Raw genomic sequence first — 13,864 nt, forward strand, 5'->3', positions numbered from 1 at the left:
CAGCCGATTCGCGCTGCTGCGCCTCTGGGTCTTCCAGCGCACCCGCCGGGGGCTCGTGCGGAGTGCGCGGACCGCTCGACCGGTGAGAGCGGGCGAACGGTCCGCCGACCCGGATCGATCCTGCTGTTCGGGGAGCGGAGCCGGACCTTGACCGTACCGATCGGTACATCTACTGTCGGCCCTGTCGATGTACCGGTCGGTACAAGATCAGGGAGGTCGAGGTGACGGAGCACGAGCCGCAGGTCGCCATCGTCGGAGGCGGCATCGGCGGCCTGACCCTGGCCATGGCGCTGCGCGGGCGCGGAATCCGCGCCGAGGTGCACGAGCAGGCGCCCGAGCTGCGCGAAGTCGGCGCCGCGGTCGCGTTGTCGGCGAACGGGACGAAGCTGCTGCGGCGGCTCGGCGTGGGCGATCAGCTCGCGGAGTGCTCGGCGGAACCGACCGAGCTGATCTACCGGCACTGGCAGGACGGCAGGCGGCTGGCCGCGCATCCGGCGGGGAAGGATTACGAACGCCGCTTCGGCGCGCCCTTCTACGGGATCCACCGCGCCGACCTGCAGCGCGTTCTCGCCGGAGCCTGCGGGCCGCAGCAGGTGCGGCTGGGCAGCCGGATCACCGAGCTGACGCCGGGCGCCGACAAGGTCGGGTTGACCTTCGCCGACGGCAGCACGTCCGAGGCGGACCTGGTCGTCGGAGCGGACGGCGTGCACTCGCAGGTGCGGAGTCTCGTGACCACCGAGGACCCGGCCGTCTACTCCGGCACCAGCGGATTCCGCGGTCTCATCCCGGTTTCGGAGATGCCGCAGCTGCCGGACCCGGGCGCGATCCAGTACTGGACCGGACCGGGCGCGCACGTGCTGCACTACCCGATCGGCGACGGTTCCGTGGTCAACTTCCTCGCCGTGGTGGACGCGCCGCACGAGTGGACCTCGCCGACCTGGACCATGGCCACGTCCCGAGCGGAGATCGCCGAGTTCTTCGCGGGCTGGCACCCCGGTGTCGTCGAGATGGTCACCGCCACCACGCTGCACCAGCGCTGGGCGCTGTTCGGGCAAGAACCGCTGGGGCGGTGGAGCCGCGGCCGGATCACGCTGCTCGGCGATGCGGCGCACGCGATGCTGCCGCACCACGGGCAGGGCGCGAACCAGACGATCGAGGACGCGATCGCGCTCGCCGACCTGCTCGCCGGGCACACCGACCGGACCGCGGCGCTGGCCGCCTACGAACGGGTTCGCCGTGCGCGCACCCGCAATGTGCAACGCAGCTCGTGGGTCGCCTCGGAGCTGCTGCACCTGCCGGACGGTCCGCGCCGCGAAGCCCGCGACCGCGCCCTGAACTCAGAACTGCCCGCGATGCTGTCGTGGATCCACTCCCACGACGCCGGGATCCCCCCGCGACTTCCGGGGTGAGGGACTCCCGCACCGTCGTCGCGGCCCGCACGTGAAGAGCTCCGTCGGCCGAGTTGTCGGGGTGAAGTTCCCGCCGTTCCGGAAGAGCCCGATCAGTCCGGAAAGGACGGCGGGTCACTCGGCGAAAGCGTCGAGGAAGGCGTCGCGGGCGTCGGAAGAGGTGTGCTGCGGCCAAATCGCCTGCACCGGCACGTGCGCGGCGGGCTGCACCTCGACCACCCGGACCTGCCCGTCCGCGGCCGATCCCAGCGGTGCGGTGACGAACGCGACGTGGTCGGTGCCGAGCACGGCGGTCACCGGCGGCGTGCCCTGGATCGGGTTTCGATGCATCCGGGGTTCGAAACCGGCCCGCCTGCAGTGCTCGATCAGCAGATCCGTGTACGCGGACTGCCCGGGATGGCCCCACACGACGATTTGTTCCGCGGCGAGTTCGGAAAGCTCGACCCGCTCGCGCCCGGCGAAGCGGTGCCCCGCGTCCACGGCAAGGTGCAGCCGTTGCTGGACGAGCGTGCTGCGGGTGAGCCCGTGCTCGGGAACGATCGCGCGGCACAGCCCCAGATCGAGCTCGCCCGCGAGCAAGTTGCCGGTCAACTCCTCCGGATAGCGCTGGTTGACCTGCGTGCCCAACTCGGGTCTGGCGTCGTGCGCCCTGCGCAGCAGGACGGTGATCTCGTCGCCGGTGACGGCCGGGGTGTGCCCGATGCGCAGCAGTTCGGTCTCGCCGCGGCCGATGCGCCGGGCGCGCTGCAGCGCCGAACGCGCCACGCCGCGCAGCACCCGCGCGTCGTCGAGCAACGCCTGTCCGGCGGGCAGCACCGTGACTCCGCCGTGGTTCCGGCTCAGCAGATCGACCCCGACTTCGCGTTCCAGGGCGCGGATCGAGGTGGACAGCGCCTGCTGGGAGATGTGCAGCTTCGCGGCGGCGCGGGTGAAACCGCCTTCCTCCGCGACCGCAACGAGATGTTCCAGCTTGTGCAGGTCCACCGGTGCTTCCCCCTTTCGCCGCGCCGGACCATCATCCCGGCCGCGAAACGCGGGGCGGCGGGTGGCTCCCCGAACATCCGCCGCCCCGCTCGCGAGCTCACCGAGTGGTGTAGCCGCCGTTGGGGAACAGCGTCTGGCCGGTGAACCACCAGCCCTCGGTGGCCAGGAACTCGATGATCGGGGCGATGTCCTCGATCTGGGTGAGCTGGTTGCCGAGCCCCTGCGACTTGTGGAACTCGACCCGCTCCGGCGTTTCCTGCGGGTAGAAGAACGGGGTGTCCATCGGCCCGGGAGCCACGGTGTTCACCGAGATGCCCCGGTCGGCGAACTCCTTGGCAGCCGCGCGGGTGAAGTGCTCCAGCGGAGCCTTCCCGCCCGCGTAGGTGGAGTAGCCGTCGGTGAACGCCGCCAGCAGCGAAGTCCCCAGGCTGATGATCTTGCCGTTGTCGTTGATCCGGCGCCCGGCTTCCTGGATGAAGAAGTACGCCGCCTTGGCGTTGATGCCGAACATCCGGTCGTACTCTTCTTCGCTGGTCTCCAGGATCGGCTTGCGCAGCACCATCCCGGTCGTGTTCACCGCGACGTCGACGCCGCCGAAGGCGTCCACCGCGGTGCCGAACAACCGCCGCACCTCGCTGACCCGAGTCAGGTCACCCTGCACGGCGACCGCGTCGGTCCCGGCGTTCTTGACCGCCTGCACGGTCTTTTCCGCGTCGTCGGCGGAGGATTCGCTGTGGTAGTGCACGACGATCCGCGCGCCCGCGGCGGCCAGCGTGGTCGCCACCAGGCTGCCGAGGTTCTTGGCGCCGCCGCCGATCAGCGCTACTTTGCCTTGCAGATCCCGCTCGGCCATAGCCGCTCCCTTCAGGCGTCAATGCTGATCAGAGCCGCTTTTCCGACTCCGCGAGCGACCTTATGCGGGCGCCGCGGGCACTGGGAAACAGCAGTTCCGGGTGAGTCCACAAAAGACTTGGATACCCGGCGACCAAGCTCGGTACCGGACGCCATCGCAGCGGTGTTGCTAGTTCCGTCCGCTGTGGTCGGTCCCGGTGCCGGCGCGTGCACCCGCGGCGTCCGATCAGGCGCAGAGCATCTCAGCCGAGCACGACCCGGTCGACCGACTCCCGGGAGAACAGCTCGTCGGCGATCATGCAGCCGGTGCCGGCGATGCCGGCGTCCCCGCCCAGCGGCCCGCGCACGATCCGCAGGTCGCGCGTGGCCAGCGGGGTGGCGCACTGGTGGACGACCTCGCGGACGCCGGCCAGCAGGTGCTCCTCGGCCTCGGCCAGCGCGCCGCCGATCGCGACGACCGACGGGTTCAGCAGGTTCACCGCGTCGGCGACGGCTTGCCCCAGCACCCGGCCCGCGGTCCGGATCGCTTGCCGCGCTTCGAGGTCGCCGGTGCGAGCCAGCGCGGCGACGTCCTCCGCGGTGTGCACGTCCTTGCCGAGTTCGCGCAGGTCGCGCACCAGCGCCCAGCCGCCCGCGGAAGCCTCGACGCAACCTCGGTTCCCGCACCGGCACGGCGCCGAACCGGGCTCGCGCGCCGGGGTGTGCCCGAGGTCGCCTGCCGAGCCCTGCGCACCGCGGTGCACCGCACCCCCGAGCACCAGGCCGGAGCCGATGCCGGTGCTCGCCTTGATCATCAGCAGGTGCGGTTCGCCGGGCCAGCTCAGGCGGTGTTCGCCGAGCGCCATGCAGTTCACGTCGTTGTCCACGGTGACAGGGCAGTCGTACTCGGGAGCGAAGAACCGCGACACCTGGTAGCCGTCCCAGCCGGTCATGATCGGCGGGGACACCACGCGACCCGCCGCGAACTCCACCGGCCCGGGCACCCCGATGCCGATGCCCCGCACCGCGTCGCCGCCGTGGCCGAGTTCGCCCAGCATCTCCCGGAACTGCTCCGCGACCGTCCCGAGCACCGGCTCCGGTCCTTCGCCCACGTCCCGCTGCGCCGTGCGCGTGGCCAGCGGCGCTGCTGCGAGGTCGGTGATCGCGGTGTGCAGCCGCCGCCCGCCGATCGCGGCGGCGAGCAGCACACCGCCGTCGCGGTTGAGCCGGAACATCCCGGCCGGGCGCCCGCCCGTGGACTCCTCGGCGGTGACCTCCCGGATGTAGCCGGCGCGCACCAGCGCGTCGAGCCGTTGCGCCACGGTCGAGCGGGAAAGGCCGGTGCGGCGCATGAGCTGCGCGCGGGTGCTGGCCGCGTCGGTGCGGATCAGGTGCAGGATCGCGCCGGGCCCGGAAGCGGCGGCGCGATCGATGGTGCGCGGCATCCGGCCTCCTTCCGCTGCTGACCCGGTTGTCCGGCAGCCGGAGCTTAACGCACCGAACGCGCTTCTTTTGCTTGAATATCAGTCATAAGTCGTTTAGGTTCTGCCTCGACCGGGACCGGCCGCGACCCGGGACCGCCGACCGCAGGAGGCGAACGTGACCGAACCACCCCGCAACCCGCTCGGCGTTCATGCGCTGGTGTGGGCGGGCGGCACCGATCCCGAGTCGCTGCTCGGCGCGATCCGCTCCACCGCGCGCGCCCGCTACGACCTGCTGGAAATCTCCTTGCACGACACCGAATCCCTCGATGTCGTGCGCACCAGGCAGGCCGCCGAGCAGACCGGGCTGGCGCTGGTGTGCTCCCGCGGGCTGGCGTTCGACGCGGACATCTCCTCGCCGGACCCGGAGGTCTCCGCGCGCGGCGAGCGGCTGCTGACCGATTCCGTGCGCATCGCGGGCGATCTCGGCGCGGAGTACTTCGCCGGTGCCCTCTACAGCGCGCTCGGCAAGTACGACCGGCCGCTGGATCCGCGCGGGCGCGAGCACGCCGTGGCCGGGCTCGGCAGGGTCGCCGGAGTCGCCGCGGACGCCGGGATCACGCTCGGGCTCGAAGTGGTCAACCGCTACGAGAGCAACGTGGTCAACACCGCCGAGCAGGGCCTCGCGCTGCTCGACGAGGTGGGTGCGGACAACCTCAAGCTGCACCTGGACACCTACCACATGAACATCGAAGAGGACGATCTGTCGCGGCCGGTGCGACGGGCCGGGGACCGCCTCGGGTACGTGCACATCGGGGAGAACCACCGCGGCTACCTCGGCTCCGGGCATCTGGACTTCACCGCGTTCTTCCACGCGCTGGCCGACATCGGCTACACCGGGCCGATCACGTTCGAAAGCTTCTCCTCCGCGGTGGTGGCGCCGGGCCTGTCGCACGACCTGGCGATCTGGCGGAACCTGTGGTCCGACAGCGCGGACCTGGCCGAGCACGCGCGCGAGTTCATGGCCAACAAGCTGCGCGCGGCGGGTCTGCGATGAGCGCTGGGGAGCAGGCCGCGCTGGAGCGCGCGGTGGAACTGGCCGGTGCGGGCGAGCGGCGGATCGTGGGCGTGGCCGGTCCGCCCGGCGCCGGCAAGTCGACGCTGGCGCAGCGGGTCGTCGCCGAGCTCGGGCCGGTCGCCGCCTACCTGCCGATGGACGGGTTCCACCTGTCCAACACCGAGCTGGAGCGGCTCGGCAGCCGCGAGCGCAAAGGCGCGATCGACACCTTCGACGGCGCGGGTTTCGTCTCGCTGCTGCGGCGGGTCCGCACCGAACCGGGCACCGTCTACGCGCCGACGTTCGACCGCTCCCTCGAAGAGCCCATCGCGGGCAGCATCCCGATCCCGGACTCCGCGCAGCTGGTCGTCGTCGAAGGCAACTACCTGCTCGTCGACAGCTCCCCGTGGTCGGAGATTCCCGCGCTGTGCGACGAGGTCTGGTACGCGGAGATGGATGAGGAGACGCGGCTGAACGGCCTCATCGCCCGGCACGTGCTGTTCGGCATGGCCCCGGACGAAGCCGAGGAATGGGCCATGGCCGTCGATCAGCGCAACGCCGAACTCGTCCAGGAAGGCAAGCACCGGGCGGATCTGGTGGTGCAGGTGGAGATCGCGCCGCAGCCGGAGCGGCGGTGAGCACCGCAGCGTTATCCGCCGCGGCGGCCGGGACGCTGCAGCTCAATGCCCTCGACTGGGGCATCCTGATCTTCTACTTCGGCATCGTCGTGGTGATCGGCGTGCTGGCGCGGCGCGCGGTGCGCACCAGCTCGGACTTCTTCCTGTCCGGGCGGTCGCTGCCCGCGTGGATCACCGGGCTGGCGTTCGTCTCGGCGAACCTCGGCGCGCTGGAGATCCTCGGCAACGCGGCCAACGGCGCCGAGTACGGCGTCGCGGCGGTGCACTTCTACTGGCTCGGCGCGATCCCGGCGATGGTGGTGCTCGGCGTCGTGCTGATGCCGTTCTACTACGACACCGGAGTGCACAGCGTCCCGGAATACCTGCGCAGGCGGTTCAACCGGCCGACGCACCTGCTCAACGCGGTGATCTTCGCGATCGCCCAGGTGCTGATCGCCGGGGTGAACCTGTTCGCGCTGGCACTGGTGATCCGCAGCCTGCTCGGCTGGCAGCTGTGGATCTCGATCGTGGTGTCCGCGGCGTTCGTGCTCACCTACATCACCCTCGGCGGGCTGTTCAGCGCGATCTACACCGAGGTGCTGCAGTTCTTCATCATCTTGGCGGGGCTGCTGCCGATCGTGGTGATCGGGCTGCACCAGGTCGGCGGGTTCGACGGGCTCTACGACCGGATCGCCGACCCGGCGCTGTTCCGCACCTGGGAAGGCACCGGGGTCGGCTCGTGGACCAACCCGCTCGGCGATTGGGTCGGGCTGGCGATGGGGGAGGGCTTCGTGCTCTCGTTCGGCTACTGGGCCACGAACTTCGCCGAGGTGCAGCGGACGCTGTCGGCCAAGGACCTCTCCGCGGCCCGGCGCACTCCGATCATCGGCGCCTTCCCGAAGATGTTCTTCCCGCTGCTGACGGTCGTGCCCGGCATGATCGCGCTGGTGCTGGTACCGAAGCTGGGCGAGCCCGGTGGCCCGTCCTACAACGACGCCATCCCGGAGCTGATGGGGCGGCTGCTGCCGAACGGGGTGCTCGGCGTCGCGCTGACCGGACTGCTCGCGGCGTTCATGGCGGGCATGGCCGCGAACGTGAGCGGGTTCAACGCGGTGTTCACCTACGACCTGTGGAAGCCGTACGTGGTGCGCGGGCGCGACGACGGTTACTACCTCAAGGTCGGGCGGATCGTCACGGTCATCGGCATCGCGGTGAGCGTGGGCACCGCGTTCATCGCCGCCGGGTACAGCAACATCCAGGACTACATCCAGCTGCTTTTCTCGTACTTCAACTCGCCGCTGGTCGCGACGTTCATCATCGGGTTGTTCTGGAAGCGAACCACTCCGTGGGCAGCGTTCTGGGGCATCGTGACCGGCACGGCGGCCGCGGCCGGGATGCACTGGACGGCTTACTCCATCCCGTACTTCTACCCGGGCGGGGTGCTGGATCCGAGCGGCGAGACCATCAACGCGCAGATGGTCAACTTCTACAGCGCCATCGCGGCGTTCGTGGTCGACGCTGCGGTGATGGTGCTGGTCTCGCTGGTCACCCGGCCGAAACCGGACAGCGAGCTGACCGGTCTGGTGTGGGCGTTGCGGGACCGGCGGCCGCGGGAGCGCGCGGTGTGGTGGCAGTCCCCGGCCGTGCTGGGCTCGCTGGCGCTGGGGCTGGTCGTGCTGATGTCGGTCGGCCTGGTGCTCGTCTACTGAAGCGGAGGTGTGCGATGCCGAAGCGGCGGATCTTCGACCTGCGGGTGCTGATCGGCGCGGTGTTCGTGATCTACGGCATCGCGCTCGGCGTGGCCGGGTTGTTCGACGGTCCGGCGGATCTGGCGAAGTCGGGCGGTTTGCCGATCAACCTGTGGACCGGCGCGGGAATGCTCGCGCTGGGCGTTTTCTTCTTGCTGTGGGCCAGGTTCGGCCGCGGCGAGGGGCGCCCGGAGGACACCTCAGCGCAGTGATGCTCACAACCGCAGGTGCATCACGTGCAGGCCGACGTAACCCCGCGCGGGATCGTGGAACGCTTCCGGCACCGTCCCGATGATCTCGAATCCGAGGGACTCGTAGAGCCGGATCGCACCGGTGTTGGTCTCGGTGACCGCGTTGAACTGCATCGCCCGGAACCCGGCCGCCCGCGCCCAATCCAGGCTCTCCTCGCACAGCCGCCGCCCCACGCCGCGTCCGGCGTGGTCCGGGTCGACCATGTAGCTGGCGTTGGCCACGTGCGAGCCGGGGCCGTGCCGGTTCGGCTGCATGTGCGCGCTGCCCAGGATCGTGCCGCCGTCGGCGACGGCGACGGTCGCGCGGTCCGGGGCCGGGCTCAGCCAGGCTCGCCGGGCTTCGGCGCTGCTCATGTCGGGCGGGTAGGTGTAGGTCTCGGCCGCGGCGACGATGCGGTGGAAGAACGGCCAGATCAGCGGCCAGTCCTCGGCTGTTGCTTCCCGGATGAACATGTGCCGATCATCGCACCGCCGGAATCACGATCCACTCCTGCGCTGGCAACGGCGGTTCGCCGCGCTGTTTCCAGTGAGTACCGAAAGTGACGACATCGTTACACTCCGGAACAAGTGTCCTTGATCGGGGCTGGATGCTGCTCTTCGCGGCAAGCCTTCGGCCAGCTGGTCCGATGAGTTTTGCCACCGGCATCGGTCCACCCCTGCGTAGGCACTTGTTCGACAGGGAGCGACGATGAATCTGCCCGAGATCGTTTCGCCGGAGCAGTGGCGCGCGGCGCGCGTGCGGCTGCTGGCGCAGGAGAAGGCCGCGACGAAGGCGCGCGACGCGCTCAACGCCGACCGCAGGCGGTTGCCGATGGTGCGGGTCGAGTCCGATTACCGGTTCCACGGCCCGGACGGTGAGCTGCGATTGCCCGACCTGTTCGACGGCCGCCGCCAGCTCGTCGTGTACCACTTCATGTTCGACCCGGAGTGGGACACCGGTTGCCCGAGCTGTTCGGCGTTCGTGGACCAGCTCGGCGACCTCACGCACCTGCGCGCCCGGGACACCAACCTCGTCGCGGTCTCCCGCGCGCCGTGGGAGAAGATCGAACCGTTCCAGCGCCGGATGGGCTGGACGGTGCCCTGGTACTCGTCGAACGGCACGCGGTTCAACCACGACTTCCACGTGACGCACGACGAGTCGGTGCGGCCGATCGAGTACAACTACCGCAGCAAGCAGGAACTCGACGAGGCCGGCGTCGGCTACTACCTCGGCGACTCGCAGCCGTTCGAGCTGCCCGGCCTGAGCGTGTTCCTGCGCGACGGGGACGCGGTGTTCCACACCTACTCGACCTACGCACGCGGCATGGACGGGCTCGGCAGCACCACGAGCCTGCTGGACCTGACCCCGCTCGGACGCCAGGAGGAGTGGGAGGAACCGAAGGGCCGCGCCACCGAATACGGCGCCCCGGCGGGCAGCGATCGAGTCCTTTACCACGACGAGTACTGACCCGGTGACCGTGCGCGCGACGCCGCCCAGGACTCAGGAAGGGCGGCGTAACACCCGTCGCAGCAGCCGGGTGGTTTCTTGACAAGACCTGATCCGCCTTGAAAGCTTGTCGCGCAGTCCATTGCGACGGTGCGCAGGAAGCCCGGTGCGAATCCGGCGCGGTCCCGCCACTGTGAATGGGGAGTTCCGTCCACTCGGGCCACTGCCGGTGCTCGGTGGGAAGGCCGGGCGGAGCGTCGATCCATGAGTCAGGAGACTGGCGCCGTCGCAGCAGATTCGACGGGGTCGCGGAGCCCCGGAGGAGGTTTCCCGTGCGCCCGAGCGCCGTTCCCGCACCTGGTACGTCTGCCGCCGTTCGACCGGCGTGAGCGCCGTGATCGGCCGCAGGCGGCTGCTCGCCGCGGCCGCGGGCGCGTTCGCCGCGGTGCCGCTGGTTTCCTGCACCGGTTCGGGCGGGTCCGCGGGCCGGTTGCGCGTGGCGTTCCCCGCGGGCGGCACCACCGAATCCCTCGACCCGCACACCGGTTCGCTGTTCGTGGACCAGGCCAGGGCGAAAGCGCTGTTCGACACGCTGGTCGGCTACGCCGACGACATGAGCGTGGTCCCGCGGCTGGCCGAGTCGTGGGCACCGGACGCGACCGGAACCCGCTGGCGGATCCGGTTGCGCCCGGCGAAGTTCCACGATGGACGGCCGGTCACCGCCGATGACGTCCTCTACACCTACCGTCGCATCGCCGACCGCAGCACCGGCGCGCAGGCGCGCTCGCACTTCGCCGACGTCGATTTCGCCGCCAGCAAGGCGTTATCGGCGACCGAGCTGGAACTCGTGCTCGGCGGCCCGAACTTCGAGTTCCCCGCGGCGTGGGGCGCGCCGAGCACCGAGATCGTGCCCGCGGGGACCACTGACTTCAGGCAACCCGTCGGTTCCGGACCGTTCCGGTTCGTGTCCTTCCAGCCGGGCGGCCCGGCTGTGTTCGCCCGCAACGAGCAGCACTGGTCCGGCCCGCCGGTGCCCGCCGAGCTGGAATTCGTGCCGGTGGAGGAGGAAAGCGCGCGGGTGACCGCGCTGCTTTCCGGGCAGGTGCACTACGCGCACGACGTGAGCGCCAACTCGGTTCGGCTGCTGGAGCAGGACGGGCGCGCGCGGGTCTTCTCCGAGCCGCACGGCACGATGCAGGCCGTTCTGCTCAAAGTGGACCGTCCGCCGTTCGCGGATCCACGGCTGGTGCAGGCGGTCCGTGCCGGGGTGGATCGGCGTGCGCTGGTGGACATCGCGTTGAGCGGGAAGGGCCGCGTCGGCAACGACCTGTTCGGCCTGGGGCTGCGCTACTACCCGCGTGATCTGCCGGAACCGGTGCGGGACGTGCAACTGGCGCGCTCGCTGGTGCGGCAGGCCGGGGCCGAGGGGCTGAGCTGGGAATTGCGCACCAGCACCGCAGATCCGTACTTCGAGTCCGCGGCGAGCTTGATCGGCCAGCAGCTCGGCGAGATCGGCATGACGGTCACGCCGCGGATGATGCCTTCGGAGACCTACTACTCGGACATCAAGAAGCAGGGCGTCGCCGCGCACAGCCGGACGGCCGCGCTTCCGCTGCCGACCTTCCTCGGTCAGCGCATGATCTCCACCGCAGGCAACAACAACTACACCGGCTACCGCAATCCCGAGTTCGACGCGCTCTACTACCGCGCACTGTCCACTGCGGACGAAAAGCGGCGCGCCGAGCTGCTCGCTTCGGCGCAGCGCCTCGCCCGGGAGCAGAGCGGGATGCTGGTGTGGGGCTTCAGCGGTTGGAACGTCGCGACCGCGGACGGCGTCACCGGTGTCCGGGCAGCGCCGCCGAACTCCCTGGACTGGGCGCGTTTCGACCGGGTGAGCCCGGGTTGAGCGCGCTCGCCGCACCCGGCAGGGGAGCGGTGCTGCTCGCAACCCGGCTGGGCATCGCGCTGGGCCAGATCGCGATCGTCGCGGTCGCCGTTTTCGCGCTGACCGCACTGCTTCCCGGCGACACCGCGGTGGTGTTGCTGGGCGAGCAGGCCGATTCCGGGCAGGTCGCCGCGCTGCGGGAACGGCTCGGTCTGGACGAGCCGCTGGGGCAGCGATTCCTTAGCTGGGCAGCCGGAATCCTGCACGGTGACCTCGGGACGTCGTTGCGCACCGGCATTCCGGTGGCGACCGAGCTCGGCCAGCGGGCGGCCACCACGCTGGTGCTGGCGTTGCTGACGCTGGCCGTCGTGCTGCCGCTGGCACTGTCCGCCGGTGTCCTCAGTGGACTTCGTGCCGGCTCGAAGTTCGACCGGGCGGTGAACTTCGCGGTGGTGCTGCTGAACTCGGTGCCGGAGTTCGCCGTTGCGCTGCTGCTGGTGGGCGTGCTCTCGGTGCAAGCGGGCCTGTTGCCCGCCACCGCGGTCGGGTTGTCCGGCTGGTCGTTGCTGAGCGATCCCGCCGTGCTGGTGCTGCCGGTCGCCGTGCTGGTCGGCAAGCAGCTGTGCGCGCTGTCGCGGCAGGTCCGCACCGGCGTCGTCACCGCCGACGGATCCGAGTTCGCCACGCACGTGCGCCGCGCCGGGCTCTCCGAAAGCGCCGTCGTGCTGCGGCACGTGCTGCCGAACGCGGTCGGACCGGTGTTGCAGCAACTCGCGCGCACTGTGGACGGTCTGCTCGGCGGAGTCGTGGTGATCGAGGCGCTGTTCGCGCTGCCCGGCCTCGGATCGGGCTTCGTCGAGGCGGTCAAGGCCCGCGATCTTCCTGCGGTGCAAGGATATGCGCTGGTGTTCGCGGCCGTGACGATCGGTGTCAACCTCGTCACCGACCTCGCCGCCCGCCACTTCCGGGCGGAGACGCGATGAGGCCGGTGGCGAAAGCGGTTGGTTGGACGCTGGTGATCGTGCCGGTGCTGGCCGCGTTCTTCGGGCCGCTGCTGGTCGGCCCGGTGCGTTCCGAAAGCGCACCGCTGCTGCCGCCGGATGCGAGCCATCTGCTCGGCACCGACGTGCTGGGCCGCGACGTGCTCTCGCTCGCGTTGACCGGCGGCGGTTCGGTGCTGGCGCTGGCCGGAACCGCACTCGCACTGTCCTATGTGGTCGGAGTGCCGCTCGCGCTGGGCGCGGTCGGCCAGCCGCACCGCTGGATCGACCGCGCACTCACCCGCTCACTGGACCTGGTGCTGGCCATGCCGGGATTGCTGGTGCTGATGGTGCTGGCCGCGACCGGGCGACGCACCGCGGCCGCGCTGATCATCGCCGTCGTGGTGCTGCAACTGCCCGCGGTGGTCCGGCTGGTGCGCGGCGCAGCGCTCACCGCGGGCCGCCGCGGCGCGGTGGAAGCGATGCGGATGCAGGGCGAATCCTGGTGGCGCATCCACTTCGGCTACATCGGACGCAGTGCGCTCGCGCCGATAGCCGTCGACGCGGGCAGCCGACTGAGCCTGGTGCTGTACCTGATCGCCTCGGCGAACTTCCTCGGACTCGGCCTCGACCCGGGCACCACGGACTGGGCAGTGCTGGTGGAGCGCAACCGCGAAGCCCTGTTCCTGCAACCGTGCGCGGTGCTGGTCCCAGCCGGCCTCCTGGTCGCCCTGTGCACCGGCACCAACCTCGTCGTCGACCAGCACATCGCGACCCGCCGCTCGACCCACCACCGGTCACGAATACCCCGGCATGGCGAGACCGTCCGCGCCGACTCGATGTAGTGCACGTGTCCGCGCCCGCACGTTGCGGATACGGACGCGAACGCGCGGTGGAACCGGACGAATCTCCGTGACCGAACACGGCCGATCGTGACCGCTGACACGGTGCGCAGGGCCGTTGCTCAGGTAGCTTGCTGGCCATGTCCGACGACGCGCCCGCCACCCCAGCCGAAGCCTACGACCTGCTGGTGCAGGGCAACCGCCGTTTCGTGGAAGCTTCCCCGCAGCACCCGAACCAGGACGCCGAGCTGCGCACCTCGCTGGCCTCCGGGCAGCGGCCGTTCGCGGTGCTGTTCGGCTGCTCCGACTCGCGGCTCGCCGCTGAGATCATCTTCGATCGGGGGCTGGGCGATCTGTTCGTGGTGCGCACGGCCGGGCACGTCGCCGGTGCCGAATCGCTGGGCAGCATCGAG

At 70.4% G+C, this 13,864-nt stretch carries 14 protein-coding genes and 1 riboswitch; of the genes, 10 read left to right on the top strand and 4 right to left on the bottom strand.

Annotation, left to right across the window (positions count from 1 at the left end; all coding sequences use genetic code 11):
- Positions 1-221: 221 nt before the first annotated feature.
- Positions 222-1,409, top strand: coding sequence for an FAD-dependent monooxygenase (locus tag IJH84_RS25250; protein WP_295149817.1), 1,188 nt, complete (start codon positions 222-224; stop codon positions 1,407-1,409).
- A gap of 114 nt (positions 1,410-1,523) precedes the next feature.
- Here IJH84_RS25250 and IJH84_RS25255 read toward each other — a convergent pair whose 3' ends face one another.
- The 3 genes from IJH84_RS25255 to IJH84_RS25265 form a co-directional block, all read right to left on the bottom strand.
- Entirely contained in the window at positions 1,524-2,393 is an 870-nt protein-coding gene (locus IJH84_RS25255) for a LysR family transcriptional regulator (protein ID WP_295149819.1), read from the bottom strand.
- 97 nt (positions 2,394-2,490) lie between these two features.
- Entirely contained in the window at positions 2,491-3,246 is a 756-nt protein-coding gene (locus IJH84_RS25260; RefSeq protein ID WP_295149822.1) for an SDR family oxidoreductase, read from the bottom strand.
- Positions 3,247-3,487: 241 nt separating this feature from the next.
- The gene (locus IJH84_RS25265) at positions 3,488-4,669 is read right to left on the bottom strand and encodes an ROK family transcriptional regulator (protein ID WP_295149825.1); all 1,182 of its coding nucleotides are present in this window, start codon (positions 4,667-4,669) and stop codon (positions 3,488-3,490) included.
- Positions 4,670-4,823: 154 nt separating this feature from the next.
- Here IJH84_RS25265 and IJH84_RS25270 point away from each other — a divergent pair, with 154 nt between their 5' ends.
- From IJH84_RS25270 to IJH84_RS25285, 4 genes are read left to right on the top strand one after another with little or no spacing between them, the layout of a single operon-like run.
- A complete protein-coding gene (locus IJH84_RS25270; RefSeq protein WP_200072229.1) occupies positions 4,824-5,702 on the top strand; it encodes a sugar phosphate isomerase/epimerase in 879 nt (292 codons plus the stop codon).
- Positions 5,699-6,340 carry a nucleoside/nucleotide kinase family protein gene (locus IJH84_RS25275; RefSeq protein WP_295149828.1) on the top strand — a complete coding sequence of 214 codons (642 nt, stop codon included), beginning with the start codon at positions 5,699-5,701 and terminating at the stop codon, positions 6,338-6,340. Before IJH84_RS25270 ends, IJH84_RS25275 begins: the two co-directional genes overlap by 4 nt.
- Positions 6,337-8,028 carry a sodium:solute symporter family protein gene (locus IJH84_RS25280; RefSeq protein WP_295149830.1) on the top strand — a complete coding sequence of 564 codons (1,692 nt, stop codon included), beginning with the start codon at positions 6,337-6,339 and terminating at the stop codon, positions 8,026-8,028. Before IJH84_RS25275 ends, IJH84_RS25280 begins: the two co-directional genes overlap by 4 nt.
- Before the next feature lie 14 nt (positions 8,029-8,042).
- Positions 8,043-8,279, top strand: a complete 237-nt coding sequence (locus IJH84_RS25285; protein WP_200072232.1) for a hypothetical protein — start codon at positions 8,043-8,045, stop codon at positions 8,277-8,279.
- Positions 8,280-8,282: 3 nt separating this feature from the next.
- Here the strand turns inward: IJH84_RS25285 and IJH84_RS25290 are convergent, their stop codons facing one another.
- Positions 8,283-8,771, bottom strand: coding sequence for a GNAT family N-acetyltransferase (locus tag IJH84_RS25290; RefSeq protein WP_200072233.1), 489 nt, complete (start codon positions 8,769-8,771; stop codon positions 8,283-8,285).
- A gap of 235 nt (positions 8,772-9,006) precedes the next feature.
- Between IJH84_RS25290 and IJH84_RS25295 the strand changes: the two genes are divergently transcribed.
- The 5 genes from IJH84_RS25295 to IJH84_RS25315 all read left to right on the top strand — a co-directional run.
- Positions 9,007-9,765: a DUF899 domain-containing protein gene (locus tag IJH84_RS25295; protein ID WP_200072234.1), complete on the top strand. Its 759-nt coding sequence runs from the start codon at positions 9,007-9,009 to the stop codon at positions 9,763-9,765.
- A gap of 92 nt (positions 9,766-9,857) precedes the next feature.
- A riboswitch (cobalamin riboswitch) is annotated at positions 9,858-10,045 on the top strand.
- Between the two features lie 84 nt (positions 10,046-10,129).
- Positions 10,130-11,650 carry an ABC transporter substrate-binding protein gene (locus IJH84_RS25300; RefSeq protein WP_338597537.1) on the top strand — a complete coding sequence of 507 codons (1,521 nt, stop codon included), beginning with the start codon at positions 10,130-10,132 and terminating at the stop codon, positions 11,648-11,650.
- Between the two features lie 29 nt (positions 11,651-11,679).
- Positions 11,680-12,612, top strand: a complete 933-nt coding sequence (locus IJH84_RS25305; protein WP_295149834.1) for an ABC transporter permease — start codon at positions 11,680-11,682, stop codon at positions 12,610-12,612.
- A gap of 5 nt (positions 12,613-12,617) precedes the next feature.
- Complete coding sequence (locus tag IJH84_RS25310) at positions 12,618-13,454, top strand: ABC transporter permease (RefSeq protein ID WP_295149836.1); 837 nt, start codon at positions 12,618-12,620, stop codon at positions 13,452-13,454.
- Positions 13,455-13,591: 137 nt separating this feature from the next.
- Positions 13,592-13,864 (top strand): carbonic anhydrase (locus IJH84_RS25315; RefSeq protein ID WP_295149838.1); only part of this gene is annotated, 273 nt, incomplete at its 3' end.

Source organism: Saccharopolyspora sp., from assembly GCF_017434145.1.
Classification (GTDB): Bacteria; Actinomycetota; Actinomycetes; order Mycobacteriales; family Pseudonocardiaceae; genus Saccharopolyspora_C; species Saccharopolyspora_C galaxeae.

Coding starts and splice junctions, on each gene's coding strand:
- IJH84_RS25265 (WP_295149825.1), bottom strand. CDS start 4,669: ATGCCGCGCACCATCGATCGCGCCGCCGCTTCCGGGCCCGGCGCGATC.
- IJH84_RS25275 (WP_295149828.1), top strand. CDS start 5,699: ATGAGCGCTGGGGAGCAGGCCGCGCTGGAGCGCGCGGTGGAACTGGCC.
- IJH84_RS25285 (WP_200072232.1), top strand. CDS start 8,043: ATGCCGAAGCGGCGGATCTTCGACCTGCGGGTGCTGATCGGCGCGGTG.
- IJH84_RS25260 (WP_295149822.1), bottom strand. CDS start 3,246: ATGGCCGAGCGGGATCTGCAAGGCAAAGTAGCGCTGATCGGCGGCGGC.
- IJH84_RS25290 (WP_200072233.1), bottom strand. CDS start 8,771: ATGTTCATCCGGGAAGCAACAGCCGAGGACTGGCCGCTGATCTGGCCG.
- IJH84_RS25295 (WP_200072234.1), top strand. CDS start 9,007: ATGAATCTGCCCGAGATCGTTTCGCCGGAGCAGTGGCGCGCGGCGCGC.